Origin of the sequence: Mesorhizobium sp. CA6 (assembly GCF_020165035.1) — a bacterium.
GTDB lineage: Bacteria > Pseudomonadota > Alphaproteobacteria > Rhizobiales > Rhizobiaceae > Mesorhizobium.
The window spans coordinates 104,990-120,038 of record NZ_JAIUHI010000011.1 but is presented as its reverse complement, the minus strand read 5'-3'; the positions used below and the strand labels follow the sequence as shown (position 1 = coordinate 120,038).

At 65.2% G+C, this 15,049-nt stretch carries 14 protein-coding genes; 11 read left to right on the top strand and 3 right to left on the bottom strand.

What is annotated here, in order from left to right:
• Positions 1-2: 2 nt before the first annotated feature.
• Complete coding sequence (locus LB526_RS18175) at positions 3-1,070, top strand: ABC transporter ATP-binding protein (protein ID WP_224628968.1); 1,068 nt, start codon at positions 3-5, stop codon at positions 1,068-1,070.
• A gap of 9 nt (positions 1,071-1,079) precedes the next feature.
• On the opposite strand, the gene LB526_RS18170 is transcribed toward LB526_RS18175, so the two are convergent.
• Genes LB526_RS18170 through LB526_RS18160 form a run of 3 tightly spaced genes read right to left on the bottom strand, consistent with a single transcriptional unit; the run spans position 1,080 to position 4,250 of the window.
• The gene (locus LB526_RS18170) at positions 1,080-1,931 is read right to left on the bottom strand and encodes a TIGR01459 family HAD-type hydrolase (protein WP_224628966.1); all 852 of its coding nucleotides are present in this window, start codon (positions 1,929-1,931) and stop codon (positions 1,080-1,082) included.
• Complete coding sequence (locus LB526_RS18165; RefSeq protein ID WP_224628964.1) at positions 1,928-3,205, bottom strand: FGGY-family carbohydrate kinase; 1,278 nt, start codon at positions 3,203-3,205, stop codon at positions 1,928-1,930. Before LB526_RS18165 ends, LB526_RS18170 begins: the two co-directional genes overlap by 4 nt.
• Positions 3,206-3,209: 4 nt before the next feature.
• Complete coding sequence (locus LB526_RS18160) at positions 3,210-4,250, bottom strand: class II aldolase/adducin family protein (protein WP_224628962.1); 1,041 nt, start codon at positions 4,248-4,250, stop codon at positions 3,210-3,212.
• A gap of 192 nt (positions 4,251-4,442) precedes the next feature.
• On the opposite strand from LB526_RS18160, the gene LB526_RS18155 reads away from it, so the two are divergent.
• The 10 genes from LB526_RS18155 (at position 4,443) to LB526_RS18110 (ending at position 15,049) form a co-directional block, all read left to right on the top strand.
• A complete protein-coding gene (locus LB526_RS18155; RefSeq protein ID WP_095769331.1) occupies positions 4,443-5,225 on the top strand; it encodes a DeoR/GlpR family DNA-binding transcription regulator in 783 nt (260 codons plus the stop codon).
• Positions 5,222-6,601, top strand: coding sequence for an FGGY-family carbohydrate kinase (locus LB526_RS18150; RefSeq protein WP_224628959.1), 1,380 nt, complete (start codon positions 5,222-5,224; stop codon positions 6,599-6,601). Before LB526_RS18155 ends, LB526_RS18150 begins: the two co-directional genes overlap by 4 nt.
• Positions 6,598-8,154, top strand: coding sequence for a sugar ABC transporter ATP-binding protein (locus LB526_RS18145; protein WP_224602403.1), 1,557 nt, complete (start codon positions 6,598-6,600; stop codon positions 8,152-8,154). Before LB526_RS18150 ends, LB526_RS18145 begins: the two co-directional genes overlap by 4 nt.
• Positions 8,151-9,149, top strand: coding sequence for an ABC transporter permease subunit (locus tag LB526_RS18140; RefSeq protein ID WP_140845601.1), 999 nt, complete (start codon positions 8,151-8,153; stop codon positions 9,147-9,149). Before LB526_RS18145 ends, LB526_RS18140 begins: the two co-directional genes overlap by 4 nt.
• 83 nt (positions 9,150-9,232) lie before the next feature.
• The gene (locus LB526_RS18135) at positions 9,233-10,171 is read left to right on the top strand and encodes an ABC transporter substrate-binding protein (protein ID WP_095769327.1); all 939 of its coding nucleotides are present in this window, start codon (positions 9,233-9,235) and stop codon (positions 10,169-10,171) included.
• Between the two features lie 70 nt (positions 10,172-10,241).
• Positions 10,242-11,135, top strand: coding sequence for a sugar phosphate isomerase/epimerase family protein (locus LB526_RS18130; RefSeq protein WP_095769326.1), 894 nt, complete (start codon positions 10,242-10,244; stop codon positions 11,133-11,135).
• A gap of 89 nt (positions 11,136-11,224) precedes the next feature.
• Positions 11,225-11,710, top strand: a complete 486-nt coding sequence (locus tag LB526_RS18125; protein WP_224602405.1) for a hypothetical protein — start codon at positions 11,225-11,227, stop codon at positions 11,708-11,710.
• A gap of 125 nt (positions 11,711-11,835) precedes the next feature.
• Positions 11,836-13,275 (top strand): aldehyde dehydrogenase family protein, encoded by a 1,440-nt coding sequence (locus LB526_RS18120; protein WP_224628958.1) that lies wholly within the window; start codon positions 11,836-11,838, stop codon positions 13,273-13,275.
• A gap of 121 nt (positions 13,276-13,396) precedes the next feature.
• On the top strand, positions 13,397-13,972 hold the full coding sequence (locus LB526_RS18115) for a DUF1349 domain-containing protein (RefSeq protein ID WP_224628956.1): 576 nt from the start codon (positions 13,397-13,399) through the stop codon (positions 13,970-13,972).
• Positions 13,973-14,047: 75 nt separating this feature from the next.
• Positions 14,048-15,049, top strand: a complete 1,002-nt coding sequence (locus tag LB526_RS18110; RefSeq protein WP_224628954.1) for a glycosyltransferase family 10 domain-containing protein — start codon at positions 14,048-14,050, stop codon at positions 15,047-15,049.

Here is a 15,049-nt window from a genome sequence, read left to right as displayed (position 1 = left end):
AGATGGCTTCCGTCACGCTGCAAAACGTCGAGAAGGATTACGGCGCGCTGCGCATCCTGCACGGCGTCGATCTCGAGATCGCCGATGGCGAGTTCGTCGTGCTGGTCGGCCCGTCCGGCTGCGGCAAGTCCACGCTGCTGCGCATGATCGCCGGCCTGGAGGAAGTTACCGGCGGCGAGATCCATATCGGCGAGCGGCTGGTCAACGATGTCGCGCCGAAGGACCGGGACATCGCCATGGTGTTCCAGTCCTATGCGCTTTACCCGCATATGGATGTCTCCTCCAACATGGGCTTCAGCCTGCTTTTGAAGAAGGCCGAGAAGACGACGATCGACGGCAGGGTAGGTGCAGCCGCCAAGCGGCTCGGCCTCGACGCCTATCTCGGCCGACTGCCGCGCCAGCTTTCCGGCGGTCAGCGCCAGCGCGTCGCCATGGGCCGCGCCATCGTGCGCGACCCCAAGGTGTTCCTGTTCGACGAGCCGCTCTCCAACCTCGACGCCAAATTGCGCGTCCATATGCGTGCCGAGATCAAGGCGCTGCACCAGCAGCTCAAGACCACGTCGGTCTATGTCACCCACGACCAGGTCGAGGCCATGACCATGGCCGACCGCATCGTCGTCATGCATGACGGCTATGTGCAGCAGGTCGGCCGCCCGCTGGAGCTTTACGACCGTCCGGTCAACACCTTCGTGGCCGGCTTCATCGGCTCGCCGGGTATGAACTTCCTGCCGGCTAAGGTCGCCAAGGGCGGCAAGGCGGATGCCGTGCTCGCCGATGGCCAGAAGCTGCGGCTGCCGGATGGCCTGCCGCTGAGCGATGGCGACGACCTCACCATCGGACTGCGGCCGGAACACATCAAGCTGGTCGACGACGGCGCGCTGAAGGCCGAGGTCGAGGTGGTCGAGCCGCTCGGCCTGTCGACCCAGTTCTATGTCAGGCTGGCCAACCAGCAGGTCTGCGTCTTCGTCATGGGCCGCAGCGACGTGGGGCCGGGCGACACGATCCGCCTCGCCGCCGATCCGGCGGCGCTGCATCTGTTTGATCCGGTGAGCGGAAACCGGATTGGATAGGTCCGCGGATCAGCGCCAGCGGAAAGCGCCCAGAGTGTAGTCAGGCCACGCGCCAAGGTCTGCGAACAGCCCCGTCAGGTCGCTCCTGTCGGCCAATATTCCCGTCATCACCAGCGCGGTCGACACGCCGGCCGCGTTGCCGCCGGCTATATCGTGCTCGACACTGTCACCGACACAGATCACGTCGCCACGACCCGGATTTCCCGCAAGCGCCAACGCCGCTTCGTAGATCGCCGGATAGGGTTTGCCGATACGAGTGACGCTGCCGCCGAGCTGTTCGTAAAGATCGGCGATCTCGCCGGCGCCGAAGCGCGGTCCAACCGCGGTCAGCATGATCCGATCGGGGTTGGTGCAGAAGCACGGCACCTTCCGCGCCGCCGCCGGGCCGAGAGGTCTTCGGTAGTGGTCGAGGTCGTACCGGTCGCCTTCACTGGCCGCGATCAGCACCAGATCGGCGTCATCGCCGCGCTCGGTCAGAACGAGTGGCAGGCCCTCGATCGCCGAACGGTCCTCGTCGCGGCTGATCAGCAGGCATCTCGTGCCAGCCCGCAGCGCGCCCGAGTCCGCCTTGTTTCGGAAGATGCGCCAAGCCACCTCGCCAGATGAGACGAAATGATCCCAGCTTCCCGCTTCGAAACCAAGCTTCAGCAGCCGCCTTTCGTTTGGCTCCGCCCGCTTGCCGGAATTCGAGATTAGCACCACGGTCTTGCCGGCGCGCTTCAGCGCCGACAGGGCTTCGACCGCGCCGGGATAAGGCTGTTGTCCGCCATGCAGCACGCCGAACTGGTCGAGCAGGAACACTTCGTAGCGTTCGGCGAGCGCTGCGATCCCGTCGAGATGCACGGCGTGCTTCGCGCTCATAGCAGCAGCCCCGCCTCCTTTGCGCCCATCAGCGCCAGCCGCGCCGTGCCAGCCGCAGCCTCATCGGAGAGCGCCGGCAGAAAATCGACACTGAGCTTGCGCCGTCGGATCGCGGTCCAGGCGGCATTGGCGGCGCCGCCGCCGACGCTTCGAACCGAGGTGAGCTTCGGCGCGCCGAGTTCGGCGAGCCTCTGGTAGCCGAGCGCCTCGATGGCCGCGATGCCTTCCAGCATCGCCTTGAGATAGTCGGCGTCCGATTCCGGTCGGGGCAGCAGGCGCGGCTGGAGCATTGGATCGGTGACAGGAAAACGTTCGCCGGCCGAACCGAGCGGATAATAGTCGAGGCCGGTCTCCGTCGCGGGATCGATTGCGGCGCTGAGTTCGACGATGCGCGCGAGCGAAAAATGCTGGGCGAGCACCTTGCCGCCGGTGTTCGACGCGCCGCCCGCGAGCCAGGCATCGCCGAGCCGGTGGCTGTATATGCCGTAGCGCGGCGCCGAGATCGGCCGGTCGGACAGAATCTTGATGGTGAGCGACGATCCGAGAGCGGTGACACCGTCGCCCGCGGCCGCCGCGCCCGTCGCCAAGAAAGAGGCGCAGCCGTCCGTGGTGCCGGCGACCACCGCGACATCGCGCGGCAACCCGAACAGGTCGGCGGCGGCGGCCGTAAGCCTGCCGGTCACGCTACCCGGCCTGACAATGGTGGGCAGAAGCTCCACGCGCATGCCGGTCGCCGCGATCCATTCCGGCCAGCGGCGCGCCTCGGCATCGTAGCCGGTCTTCAGGCTGTTGTTCTCGTCGCTGATGTCGAAGCGGGCCGAGAATTGCCCGGCAATCCAGTCGGCCTGGTGCAGCACGGCGTGGATGCCAGGCAGGCGCTGGAACCAGAGCGCCTTGGCGAGACCGGAGGTCGCCCCATGCGCAGCACTTGCCTCCGGCGCCGTGCCGGCGATCACGGCGAGGATGGCCGCATCCGGAACCTTGTCGTTGTACATCAGCGGCTCGGCCAGCGGCCGTCCGGCGTCGTCGGTCGGCAGCACGGTTCCCGACGTACCGTCCACGGCGATCGTGCGCACAGCCATGCGATCGATGCGCGAAAAAAGCTCGTGCAGTGTCGCTTCGACGGCGGCCCACCAAACGGCCGGATCGCGGCCGTTCGCGCCGAAGCGCTCGAGCGGCACGGCGGCGCTCGCGGCGGTGGAGAAGTCCGGACGCATCGCGACGGCGCGCGCTCCGGAGGTGCCGATGTCGATGCCTAATGCAAGAGGCGCCATTCGCCTAACCCGCCGCGTTGAGTCTCTGGCGATACTGCTCGGCATCCCAGTTGACCAGCTCGTCATTTTCGGCGGCGGTGAGATAGTTCAATCGCGCCGTGGTGTCGATCCGCGCGGTCACGTCGGCGAGGCAGCGCTGCATAGCGTCCGCGCCGGAGCTGGCGTCGCCGCGCATCAGCACGCCGGCGCCCGGAAAGAGGACCGCGACGGGGTTCGTGCCCAGCCGCGCGACGACGTCGGCGACCTTCTCGCCAGGCCTTGCCACCACGGAGCCCCGGCCAAGGAAGATGACGTGGTCAGGGTAGAGGCTGCCGGCTTCGGCGATGCGGCGGCTGTCCGCATCGAGCGCCACCGCATGCGCCTCGATATCCGCCGGCAATCGGTAACCGCTGCCGTCGGCAAGTGCCGCCAGCGCCGCTATATCCGGGATCGGTGTCTGCCGCGCCGGGCGGGCCAAAAGCGATCTCACCCGGTGCAGCAGACGCTCCGCCTCGGCCACGGTCTCCGCTGCGACGACCAGTCCGTGATTGCCGAGGATCAGCACGTCGACCCCCTGCCGGAGACGCTCGACAATGCCCTGGGCAAGCGGCAGGCCCGGCCGGCGATAGGGGACATAAGCCCACGCGATGCCCTGGAGACGCCGCCCGGCCTCGATCTCGCAATCGGCCTGAACGGCGAATGAGATTGTCTCGACGCAGTGGACATGCAGCACCACTCGCTGCGGCATCAGCGCGTGTACGGTAGTCTCGATCGAAGGGCGCAAGCCGCGCGGATTGAGGGCATCGATGGCAAAGGCCTGCGGCTTGTCGGCGCTCGGATCGCGCCGTTCGAGGGCCTCGACGAGCGGACCCATCGCGACCGGTACCATGATGTCGTCAATCAGCGCGTCCCTCAACCAGGTGCCGGAGGCCTTGATCCACAGCGTGTCCCCTGCCTTCAGCGATGTGTTGCCGCCGGCTGCCTGTGTCAGGTGCGGATCGTCGCCGATGGCTGCCGAAAGTGTCCGCAAGGCTGCCAGCTCCTGCGCATCAACTGTGGTCGCCATTGCGATCTTCCTCCAACGGCTCGTCGGTCTCGCACGATCTCCCATTACAGGAGAATGATTGGTGCTGATATCGCAGATGCGAGCGATCTACGTCAACAGTGATCTATTATCGTCAAAACGGGCTTGCAATCCGACTGATGTTGAGTAAGTTGCATCAATTGTCATGCAAAATGGCATTGTCGGGAGGAAGAGTTGAGCGACTCCGGCCGCCAGCGTCAGATCGTCGAGCTATTGCGGGACCGGCCGTTCGCTTCGGTGCGTGAACTGCAGGAGCGGCTTGGCGTGTCGGCGGCGACGGTCAGGCGCGACATCGACAAGATCGACGAGGCCGGCGAAGCCAGGAAGGTCTATGGCGGCATCTCGGCGCTCGACGGCGCCTCGCATGCCGGCATCGCCTATGCGAGGCCCTATGACGAGAACCGTGACCTGGCGGTCGATGCCAAACGGCAAATCGCCGCTGTAGCCGCCACCATGGTGCGCGACGGCGATGCGGTCATCGTCCATGGCGGCTCGACCTGCTTCCATCTCGGCGTCAAGCTTGCCGACCGCAACATTCGCCTCTTCACCAATTCCATGCCGCTCGCCGCCTATCTCAGCGACCATGGCCATTGCAGCCTGACCATCGCCGGCGGCGATCTGCACCGCGAGCCCGGCATCATCCATTCGCTCACCCAGGCCGTGCCGTTTTATGCCTCGAAGTTCTTTCTCGGCGCGCAGGGCCTCGGCCATGAGGGCGTGCTGGAATCGCATCCGCTGCTGGTGCGCTCGATCATCGATCTCAGCCTTTGCGCCGACCAGATCGTGGTGCTGGCGGACAGCCGGAAGCTGTCGATCCACGCCCGCAACGTCGCGCTGCCGCTGTCGCGCATCGGCACGCTGGTGACCGATGACGGCCTTTCCGACGCCGATGCGCGGATGCTGGAAGATGCCGGTGTCACCGTGCGTATCGCCTCGCCTTCGGGAGCCGTCCAGTGAAGGTGGCGGTGCTCGATTTCGGCAAGACCAATTCGAAGCTGTTCGTCTTCGACCAGGACGGGCGCATCCTCGACGAACGGCGCACGAAACCCGACTGGATACGCAAAAGCGGGCTCAGCGTGCTTGACGAAACGGCGCTGCATGACTGGGCGCTGGACGCCGTCAACGAGGCCGCGGATGCCCACGGCATCGAAGGTCTGATGGTGTCGGGCCACGGCTGCACCTTCGCGCTGGTCGACGATACGGCGCTGACGCATCCGATCCTAGACTATGAGCAGGAGCCGCCCGCCGAGATCGCCGCGCGGATCGATCGGCGCATTCCCGATTTCGCCGAGACCTTCTCGCCGCGCCTGCCGCTCGGCTTCAACTATGGCCGCCACATGCTGTGGCTGAAAGAAGTGGAGCCCGGCGCGTTCTCGGCGGCGAAGGCGATTCTCGGCTATCCGCAATATTGGAGCTGGCGCTTCGGCGGCCACGCCGTTTCGGAAGTCTCCTATCTCGGCTGCCACTCGCATCTGTGGGCACCGAGCAAGCGTGACTTCTCCTCGCTGGTCGATGCCGAGGGCTGGCGGGGCCGCATGCCCGCCTTCGCGCACGCCGGCGGCGTCATTGGCGAGCGGCGCTTTGGCCGGGCGGGCAGACCGGTCGCCATTCACAACGGCGTTCATGATAGCAATGCCGCGCTCCATGCCTATCGCCGGCAGGACCTCGGGCCGCTCACCGTGGTGTCGACGGGCACCTGGGTGATCGTTCTCAACCCTGACTGTCCGTTCGAGGCGCTCGACCGCGAGCGCGACATGCTGGCCAATGTCGATGTCGATGGCGGCCCGGTGCCTACGATCCGCTTCATGGGCGGGCGCGAATTCGCCGTGATCAGCGGCAACTGGCAAGGCGCGATCGCCCCCGCCGGCATACAGCGGGCGATCGACGCCGGCACGATGGCCGTGCCGAGCTTTGCCCCGGGCGGACCGCTGCCGGGCCGGACGGGCGAGATCCTCGGGCCCGTTTCCGGTGCGGGGGAGCGCGCCGCCGTGGCGCTGCTTTATGTGGCTCTGATGATCGATCTCTCGCTCGACCTGATCCGTTCGGCAGACGCCGTCATCGTCGATGGCGGACTGAATGCGGATGGGATGCTGGCCGGCCTCCTGGCGGCGCTGCGGCCCGGCCAATCCTTCCTGCAGGGGGCCACGCTGGAAGGCAGCGCCACGGGCGCCGCGGCTCTCGCCTTCGAGAGCATCGGCCGCGAATTCGCCGCCGATAGGCCGGAGCCGGTACGCGCCGCGGACTTCAAAGGCCTGGATCGCTACCGCGACGACTGGCGCGGCCTTATTGCCGGACGCCACATCGCCGGCGCGGCGGCAGGAGGTGCGCAATGAGCGCCGCCGCCCGCGTCGAGGCGTCGCAAAGGCCGGTGCTGGAGATGCGCCACATCTCCAAGACTTTCGGTCCCGTCCGGGCCCTGCACGACGTATCGCTCACCGTCAATGCCGGCGAACTGCATGCGCTGATGGGCGAGAACGGCGCCGGCAAGTCGACGCTGATGAAGGTGCTGTCCGGCGCCTATCGGCCGGATGCCGGCGGCGAGATCCTGATCGAAGGTGCGCCGGTCGCCAGCGGCGATCCGATCAAGGCTCGCGCCCAGGGCATCGCGGTTATCTACCAGGAGCTGTCGCTGGCGCCGAACCTGACTGTGGCGCAGAACATCTTCCTCGGCAACGAGCCGCGTAGGTTCGGCATCGTCGACCGCGACCAGTGCAACCGTCGCGCCAAAGAAATCATCGAGCGGCTCGGCGTCTCCTTTTCGGCGCGCGCCTTGGTCTCCAGCCTGTCACTGGGCGAGCGCCAGCTGGTCGAGATCGCCCGCGCGCTGTCGACCAGCGCCCGCATCATCGTCATGGACGAGCCGACCACCTCGCTGACCTCGCGCGAAACCGACCGGCTGTTCGAGGTGATCGGGGCGCTGAAGGCGCAAGGCATTGCCATCATCTACATCAGCCACCGCATGGAGGAGGTCTACCAGCTCGCCGACCGCGTCAGCGTGCTGCGCGACAGCGGCTATGTCGGCACGCTGGAACGCGCCGATCTCAATGCATCGCGCCTGGTCTCGATGATGGTCGGCCGCGATCTCTCGGCCTTCTACAAGAAGGATCACCGGCCGCCGGACAGCCAGCGCCCGGTTGCGCTGTCGGTGCGCGGCATGTCGGATGGCGGATTGCTGAAGGACTGCTCGTTCGATCTTTACCACGGGGAGGTGCTGGCGTTGGCGGGGCTGGTTGGTTCCGGCCGCACCGAACTCGCGAGGCTGATCTTCGGGGCCGACCGCCGCAGCGCGGGCGAGCTGGAGCTCGACGGCAAGCCGATTGCCATCGCTTCGCCACGCGAGGCGCTGGAGGCCGGCATTGCTTACCTCACCGAGGACCGCAAGGAGCTCGGGCTGTTTCTCGACATGTCGATCGCCGACAACATCAATATGGGCGTGCTTGCGAAAGACGCGCGCGCCGGCGGTTTTCGTGATTTCACCGCCGCCGAGCGGCGTGCCGCCAAGGCCATCGCCGATCTCTCGATCCGCACGCGCTCGGCGCAGGCCAATGCCGGCTCACTGTCGGGCGGCAACCAGCAGAAGGTGCTGCTTGCCCGCCTGCTTGAGACCGAGCCCAGGGTCGTCATCCTCGACGAGCCGACGCGCGGCGTCGACGTCGGCGCCAAGTCGGAGATCTATCGGTTGATCGACAGTCTTGCCGGCCGGGGCATCGCCATTCTCATGATCTCCAGCGAACTGCCCGAAGTAATCGGGGTGGCCGACCGCGTGCTCGTGATGCGCGACGGCGCCATCGCCGGCGAGGTGACGGCGTCGGAGGGCAGGCCGCTGCGTCAGGAAGAAATCATGGAACTTGCGACGGGGGCGGCCAAGGAAGGACCGACAAGATGACCGACAGCTCAACAGTGGCGAAAGCGGCGGATCAGGCAGCGGTCAGGAGCCGACGGCTGCGCACGGCCTTCGCCGCGCTCGGCATGCTGCCGGTTCTGGTGCTGCTTGCTGTCGGCTTCCAGTTCATCAACCCGCGCTTCCTTACCGGCACCAACCTGCTCATCGTCAGCCAGCAGTCGTCGATCAATATCGTGCTGGCCGCGGGCATGACCTTCGTCATCCTCACCGGCGGCATCGACCTATCCGTCGGCTCGATCCTCGCGGCCTCGGCGATGGTCGCTGTGCTGGTGTCGCTGGTGCCGGACTGGGGCATGCTCGGCATTCCGGCCGCCATTTTGCTCGGCCTCGGCTTCGGCGTCATCAACGGGCTGCTTGTCGCCTACATCAAGCTGCCGCCCTTCATTGTCACGCTGGGCTCGCTGACCGCCGTGCGCGGCGTCGCCCGCCTGCTCGGCGAGGATACGACAGTCTTCAATTCCGACCTGCCTTTCGACTTCATCGGCAATGGCTCACTGTTCGGCATTCCCTGGCTTGTCATCATCGCGCTGACCGTGGTGGTGCTGTCCTGGCTGGTGCTCAAGCGCACCGTGCTCGGCACCTGGATCTATGCCGTGGGCGGCAATGCCGAGGCGGCGCGCCTCACCGGCATCAAGGTGCCGCTGGTGCTGCTCTTCGTCTATGGCGTGTCGGGCCTGCTCGCGGGCCTCGGCGGCGTCATGTCGGCGGCGAGACTCTACGCCGCCAACGGCCTGCAGCTAGGCCAGTCCTACGAGCTCGATGCCATCGCCGCCGTCATTCTCGGCGGCACCAGCTTCGTCGGCGGCGTCGGCTCGATTTGGGGCACGCTGATCGGCGGGCTGATCATCGCCGTGCTCTCCAACGGGCTCATTTTGGCCGGTGTCTCGGACATCTGGCAGTACATCATCAAGGGTTTGGTCATCATCGTGGCGGTCGCCCTCGACCGTTACCGGCTGCAGGCCGGAGCAAGAACGTGATTGACCTCGGTCGCCGGCCTAGACGGGCCGGATTGTGTGTAACGCACCGTGAGAGGCGCGGGGCAATCGGAGGAAGCAAGTAAATGAAGACCATCGCCAAACTGCTCTGCGGCGCAGCCCTCGCGGCCCTCGCCATCGCGCCGGCATCGGCCAAAGACCTCAACAAGGTCGGCATCTCGGTCGGCCTGCTCGGCAACCCGTTCTTCGTCGCCACCATCAAGGGCATCGAGGACGCGGCCAAGAAGATCAATCCGAAGGTCGAGGTGACGTCGGTGTCGGCCGACTACGACCTCAACAAGCAGGTCTCGCAGATCGATTCCTTCATCGCCGCCGGCGTCGATGTCATCATGCTCAATGCCGTCGATGCCAAGGCGATCGCGCCCGCGGTCAAGAAGGCGCAGGCGGCTGGCATCGTCGTCGCTGCCTTCGACGTCTCGGCGCCGGGCGCCGACGTCACCGTGATGACCAACAACGTCAAGGCCGGAGAGGAGGCCTGCCAGTATCTGGTCGATCACACCGGCGGCAAAGGCAACTACGTCATCCTCAACGGCCCGGCCTCGTCGTCGATCCTGGAGCGCGTCAAGGGCTGCAAGAACGTTCTTTCGCAGCACGCCGACATCAAAATCCTGTCCGACGACCAGAACGCCGAGGGATCGCGCGACGGCGGCCTGAAAGTGTTCCAGTCGCTGCTCACCCGCTTCGACAAGATCGACGCGGTGTTCGCCATCAACGATCCTACGGCGATCGGCGCGCAGCTCGCCGCCAAGCAGCTCAATCGCTCGGAATTCATCATCACCGCGGTCGACGGCGCCCCGGACATTGAGAAGGAGTTCGCGTCCGGCACCTCGCTGATCAAGGCCTCGGCCTCGCAGGATCCCTATGTCATGGCCGGCCAGTCGCTGACGATGGCGGCAGATGTGCTTGCCGGCAAGAAGCCGGCCGAGCCGACCGTGCTGCTCGATCCGAAGCTGATTACCGCCGAGAACCTGAAGGACTACAAGGGCTGGACGGCGGCCCGCTAAAAAGCCTGCTCCCAAGGCTGGCGCGGCCGGATCGGTCCGGCCGCGCCTCATTCATCGGACGGAGACGATCATGTCGCGCATTGGTATCCATTCTTTCGTCTGGTCTGCGAGTTCGGCGCAGGCGGATCTCGAACGCACGCTGGCCAACACGAAGGAAGCCGGCTTCGACCTGATCGAATTCTCCTATCTCGACCCGGCGGATGTCGATATCGGCAGGCTGGCCAAAAGCATCACCGATCTCGGCCTGGGCGTAGCGATCAGCATTGGCCTGCCTGCCGACGGCGACATCTCCAGCCCAGACAAGGCGGTCGCCGCGCGCGGCGTCGAGATCCTGAACCGCACCGTCGCCCTCACGCGCGATCTCGGCGGCCAAAAGATCGGCGGCATTCTCTCGGCAAGCCACGGCCTGCAAACCGAACCGCCGACGCGCGATCAGTGGAACCGCAGCGCCGCTACACTTGCCGGGGTTGCGGAAACGGCCAAGGCCGCCGGCGTGACGCTCAATCTCGAAATCGTCAACCGCTTCGAAAGCAACCTGCTCAACACCGCCGCGCAAGGACTAGCTTTCATCGAAGACACCGGCTCCGACAACATCTTCCTGCACCTCGACACCTTCCACATGAACATCGAGGAGGCCGATGTCGGCCTGGCCATCCGCCATGCCGCGAGGAAGATCGGTTATGTCCATATCGGCGAGAGCCATCGCGGCTTTCTGGGCACCGGCAGCATCGATTTCTCGGCGATCTTCGATGCGCTGGCGGCGATCGGCTACAGCGACGATCTCAGCTTCGAATCCTTCTCGTCCGAGATCGTCGACGAGAATCTGTCGCGGAAGACGGCGATCTGGCGCAATCTGTGGACCGACAATATGGAGCTTGCTCGTCATGCGCGCCGCTTCATCGCGGTCGGCCTGGAGACGGCCCGGCGCAAGGCCGATCTCGTCTCGGCTTCGCAAAGGCCCTGACGTCTTCGAGAATGTCGAGCAGTGAATTTGCGGCTTTCGAGGGCCATGCTCTGCTAGACTCCTGTTGATTCGTCTCGACAGGAAAAGGCATGAGCAAGGCCCTCGGCACATTCGCACTGGTCACGGTTTTGAGCGCTTTGCTGATGGCGCTGTCATTGGCCGTGGCGAGGCACGGCTATCCCTATGGCGCGTTCGGCGTGAAGCGTCTCGACGGCATCGCCGACGCCGGCTCATTCCTGGCGATCGCCGCCGTCTATTTCTTCGCTGCCATGCTGATGATGATCCTGCCCATCCGCGCCGCCGGCGTCGTGCTGACCCATGCGGCCGATGCGATCTTCTGGGCGACGATCGTATTGTTCGCGACCATCGTCGGCTCGCTGATCGCCAGATGGGCCTTCGGCCAGCACGAGGTGCTCTGGGCGCTTTTCAACTGGCGTTTCCTGTTCGTGGCAGTGATCGTTGCGGCGCATCTCACCATGAACGAGCTTCGCCGCAACATCCTGCTCAGAAGCCTGTTCTTCGTCGCCTTCGGCGCGGTCACGCTCGCCTGCCTGTTCTGGTCGTTCTCGACCTGACGCCGCAAGGCCCTAGGTTTGTCGCAGAAGGCCGGTAGACCTGCCACGGGACAATCATTATATCATTTGTCCGACAATTGACCGGCCGACGGACTGCCGCTACCCCAGCTTCAAGGAACAAGACAATGACCGTGCTGCGTAAGAACCTGATCGACGGCGAGTGGCTTGGCGAGGCCGGCTCGCGCAACATCAATCCCTCGAACACCAACGACGTCGTCGGCGAATACGCTTCGGCCGGGCCGGAGGAAACCAAGCAGGCTATCGCCGCCGCCAAGGCGGCCTTCCCCGCCTGGTCGCGCTCAGGGCCTCTGGCCCGCCATGCCGTGCTGAAGAAAACCTCCGACGAGATCATGGCACGCAAGGACGAGATCGGCCGGTCGCTCGCGCGCGAGGAAGGCAAGACGCTGGCAGAGGGCGTCGGCGAGACGATCCGCGCCGCGCAGATATTCGACTTCTTCGCCGGTGAGACGCTGCGTCTGTCGGGCGAGATGGTGCCGAGCGTTCGGCCTGGCGTCGGCGTCGAGATGACGCGCGAAGGCGTCGGCGTCGTCGGCATCATCACGCCGTGGAATTTCCCGATCGCCATTCCCGCCTGGAAGATCGCCCCGGCGCTGGCCTACGGCAACACGATCGTCTTCAAGCCGGCCGAGCTGGTTCCCGAAAGCGCCTGGACCATCGTCGATATCCTGCATCGCGCCGGCCTGCCCAAGGGCGTACTCAACCTCGTCATGGGCAAGGGCTCGGTGGTCGGCCAGGCGATGCTCGACAATCCCGATGTCAACGCCATCTCCTTCACAGGCTCGGTCGGGACCGGCAAGCGCGTCGCCGCGGCAAGTGTGGAGCACATGCGCAAATTCCAGCTCGAAATGGGCGGCAAGAATCCGCTCGTCGTGCTCGACGACGCCGATCTCGCGGTGGCCGTCGACTGCGCGGTCAACGGCGCTTATTTCTCGACCGGACAGCGCTGCACGGCGTCCTCGCGCCTGATCGTCACCGACGGCATCCACGACCGTTTTGTCGACGCGATCAAGGAGCGGCTGGACAAGCTCGTCATCGGCGATGCGCTCGATGCCAAGACCCAGATCGGTCCTGTCGTCGACCAGAACCAGCTCAAGCAGGACGAGGATTACATCGCCATCGGCCGCCAGGAAGGCGCCGAGCTCGCCTTCGGCGGTGACCGGCTTGAGCGCGGCGCGCCTGGCTTTTATCTGCAGCCTGCGCTGTTTGTCGGCTCGACCAACGCGATGCGCATCTCGCGCGAGGAGATTTTCGGCCCCGTCGCCAATGTCATCCGCGTCAAGGACTATGACGAAGCGCTGGCTGTCGCCAACGACACGCCGTTCGGCCTCACCTCCGGCATCTGCACCACCAGCCTGAAGCACGCGACGCATTTCAAGCGCAATTCCGAGGCCGGCATGGTGATGGTCAACCTGCCGACGGCCGGCGTCGATTTCCACGTGCCGTTCGGCGGTCGCAAGGGCTCGAGCTACGGCCCGCGCGAACAAGGCCGTTACGCGATGGAGTTCTACACCACGGTGAAGACCGCCTATACATTCGCCGGCTAGAGCAGTTCCAGGAAAAGTGTTGGCGGTTTTCCGTCCGGAATTGCGCAAAAACAAGGAGATAGGGCGTTTCGCCGTTTCCATGAAACGGTGAAACGCACTAGTCCAATCCGGGAGCAGATCGATGAGCGTGGCCGACATGACATGGCTCAACCCGCCACCGCAGCACACGGTCGGCGACGGCACGCTCACCGTCCGAACAAGCAAGGACACCGACTTCTGGCGCGAGACCTTCTACGGCTTCTGGCGTGACAACGGCCATTTCCTCTACCGTTCCGTCGAAGGTGATTTCAGCGCCGAAGTCACCGTCAAGGGTGACTACAAGGTGCTCTATGATCAGGCGGGGCTGATGCTGCGCCTGAGCGAAACGCACTGGATCAAGGCCGGCTTCGAATACACCGACGGGCTGGCATACTTCTCCGTCGTGGTCACCAACGACACATCCGACTGGTCGCTGGTCGCCATTGCCGCCGGCAAGGACGGCGTCAGGATCCGCCTGACCCGCCACGCCGAGGCGATCCGCATCCAGTATCTGGACGCCTCGGACGGCCACTGGAAACCGGTGCGCCTGGCCTATTTCCCGATCTCGAAAACGGTCGATGTCGGCATGATGTGCTGCTCGCCGCAGCGCGAAGGCTTTGAGGCGACCTTCTCCGGCTTCACGATCGGGCCGGCAATTGCAAGGGACCTGCATGGGTGAGTGCGGAACCGCGTGGTTCTTTCGCGATTGCCGCGATAAGGGTGAGACGGCGCCTTGCCAGAGCGGAAGGGCCCGATGTCGTCTGATACTCCGCTGATCCTGTTCTGGACGCGCTGCTTCAACAAACCGACCGACATTGCGGCCATGCCGCAATGTCCAGTGCCCGTCGAATGGACCAACGACCGGCGACGGCTTGCCGAGGCCGATGCGGTGGTTTTCCATTTGCCGAATTTTCGTGAGGCCGGCGACGCCCGCAAATATCCCGGCCAGCTTTGGGTTGCCTGGTCGATGGAGAGCGTCGTCAACTATCCCGTCATGACCGATGCGGCCGTCATGCAGCACTTCGACATCGTCATGACCTATGAAACCGGGGCGGACGTCTGGACGCCTTATCTGCCTGACGCAAGCTGGTGGGAAGCCGCCCGACATGCGCCGATACCGCCCAAGCCCGAGCGCGCACCGACGGTGCACTTCCAGTCATCGAGCATCAATAAGAGCGGTCGTGATACATTCATCGCCGAACTGTCCCGGCACATCGCGGTCGATTGCTACGGCCGCTACCGGCCCAACCGCGAGATCACTGGCCCCGATCTCGGCCGGCAAACCAAGATCGAGACCATTGGCCGCTATCGCTTTTGCCTGGCGCTGGAGAATTCGATCGCGCCCGACTACGTCACCGAAAAGATGTTCGATCCGCTGGAGGCCGGCACGGTGCCGGTCTATCTCGGCGCGCCAAATGCCGCGGCGTTCGTTCCCGACAATTCCTACATCGACGTCGCATCCTTCAGCACACCGGCGGAACTGGCGGCCTATCTTCACCATCTCATCGAAACACCGCAGGCCTACGCAGCCTATCTTGCCTGGCGATCGAGGCCGCTGCCCGAGAGGCTGGCCGGTCAAGTGGCTGATCTCGACATGCATCCGCGTTGTCGGCTCGCCCGCCTCATCGCTCAGCGCCTGACGCAGCAGAGTACGGGCCGGCGGCCAGGCAAACCTTCGCTGCCGTTTGGGGCCAAGGCATTTCTGCGTACCAGGTTGCGCCGTTGGAAAGCTGCTTGGCGCGGCAGGCCGATGTAA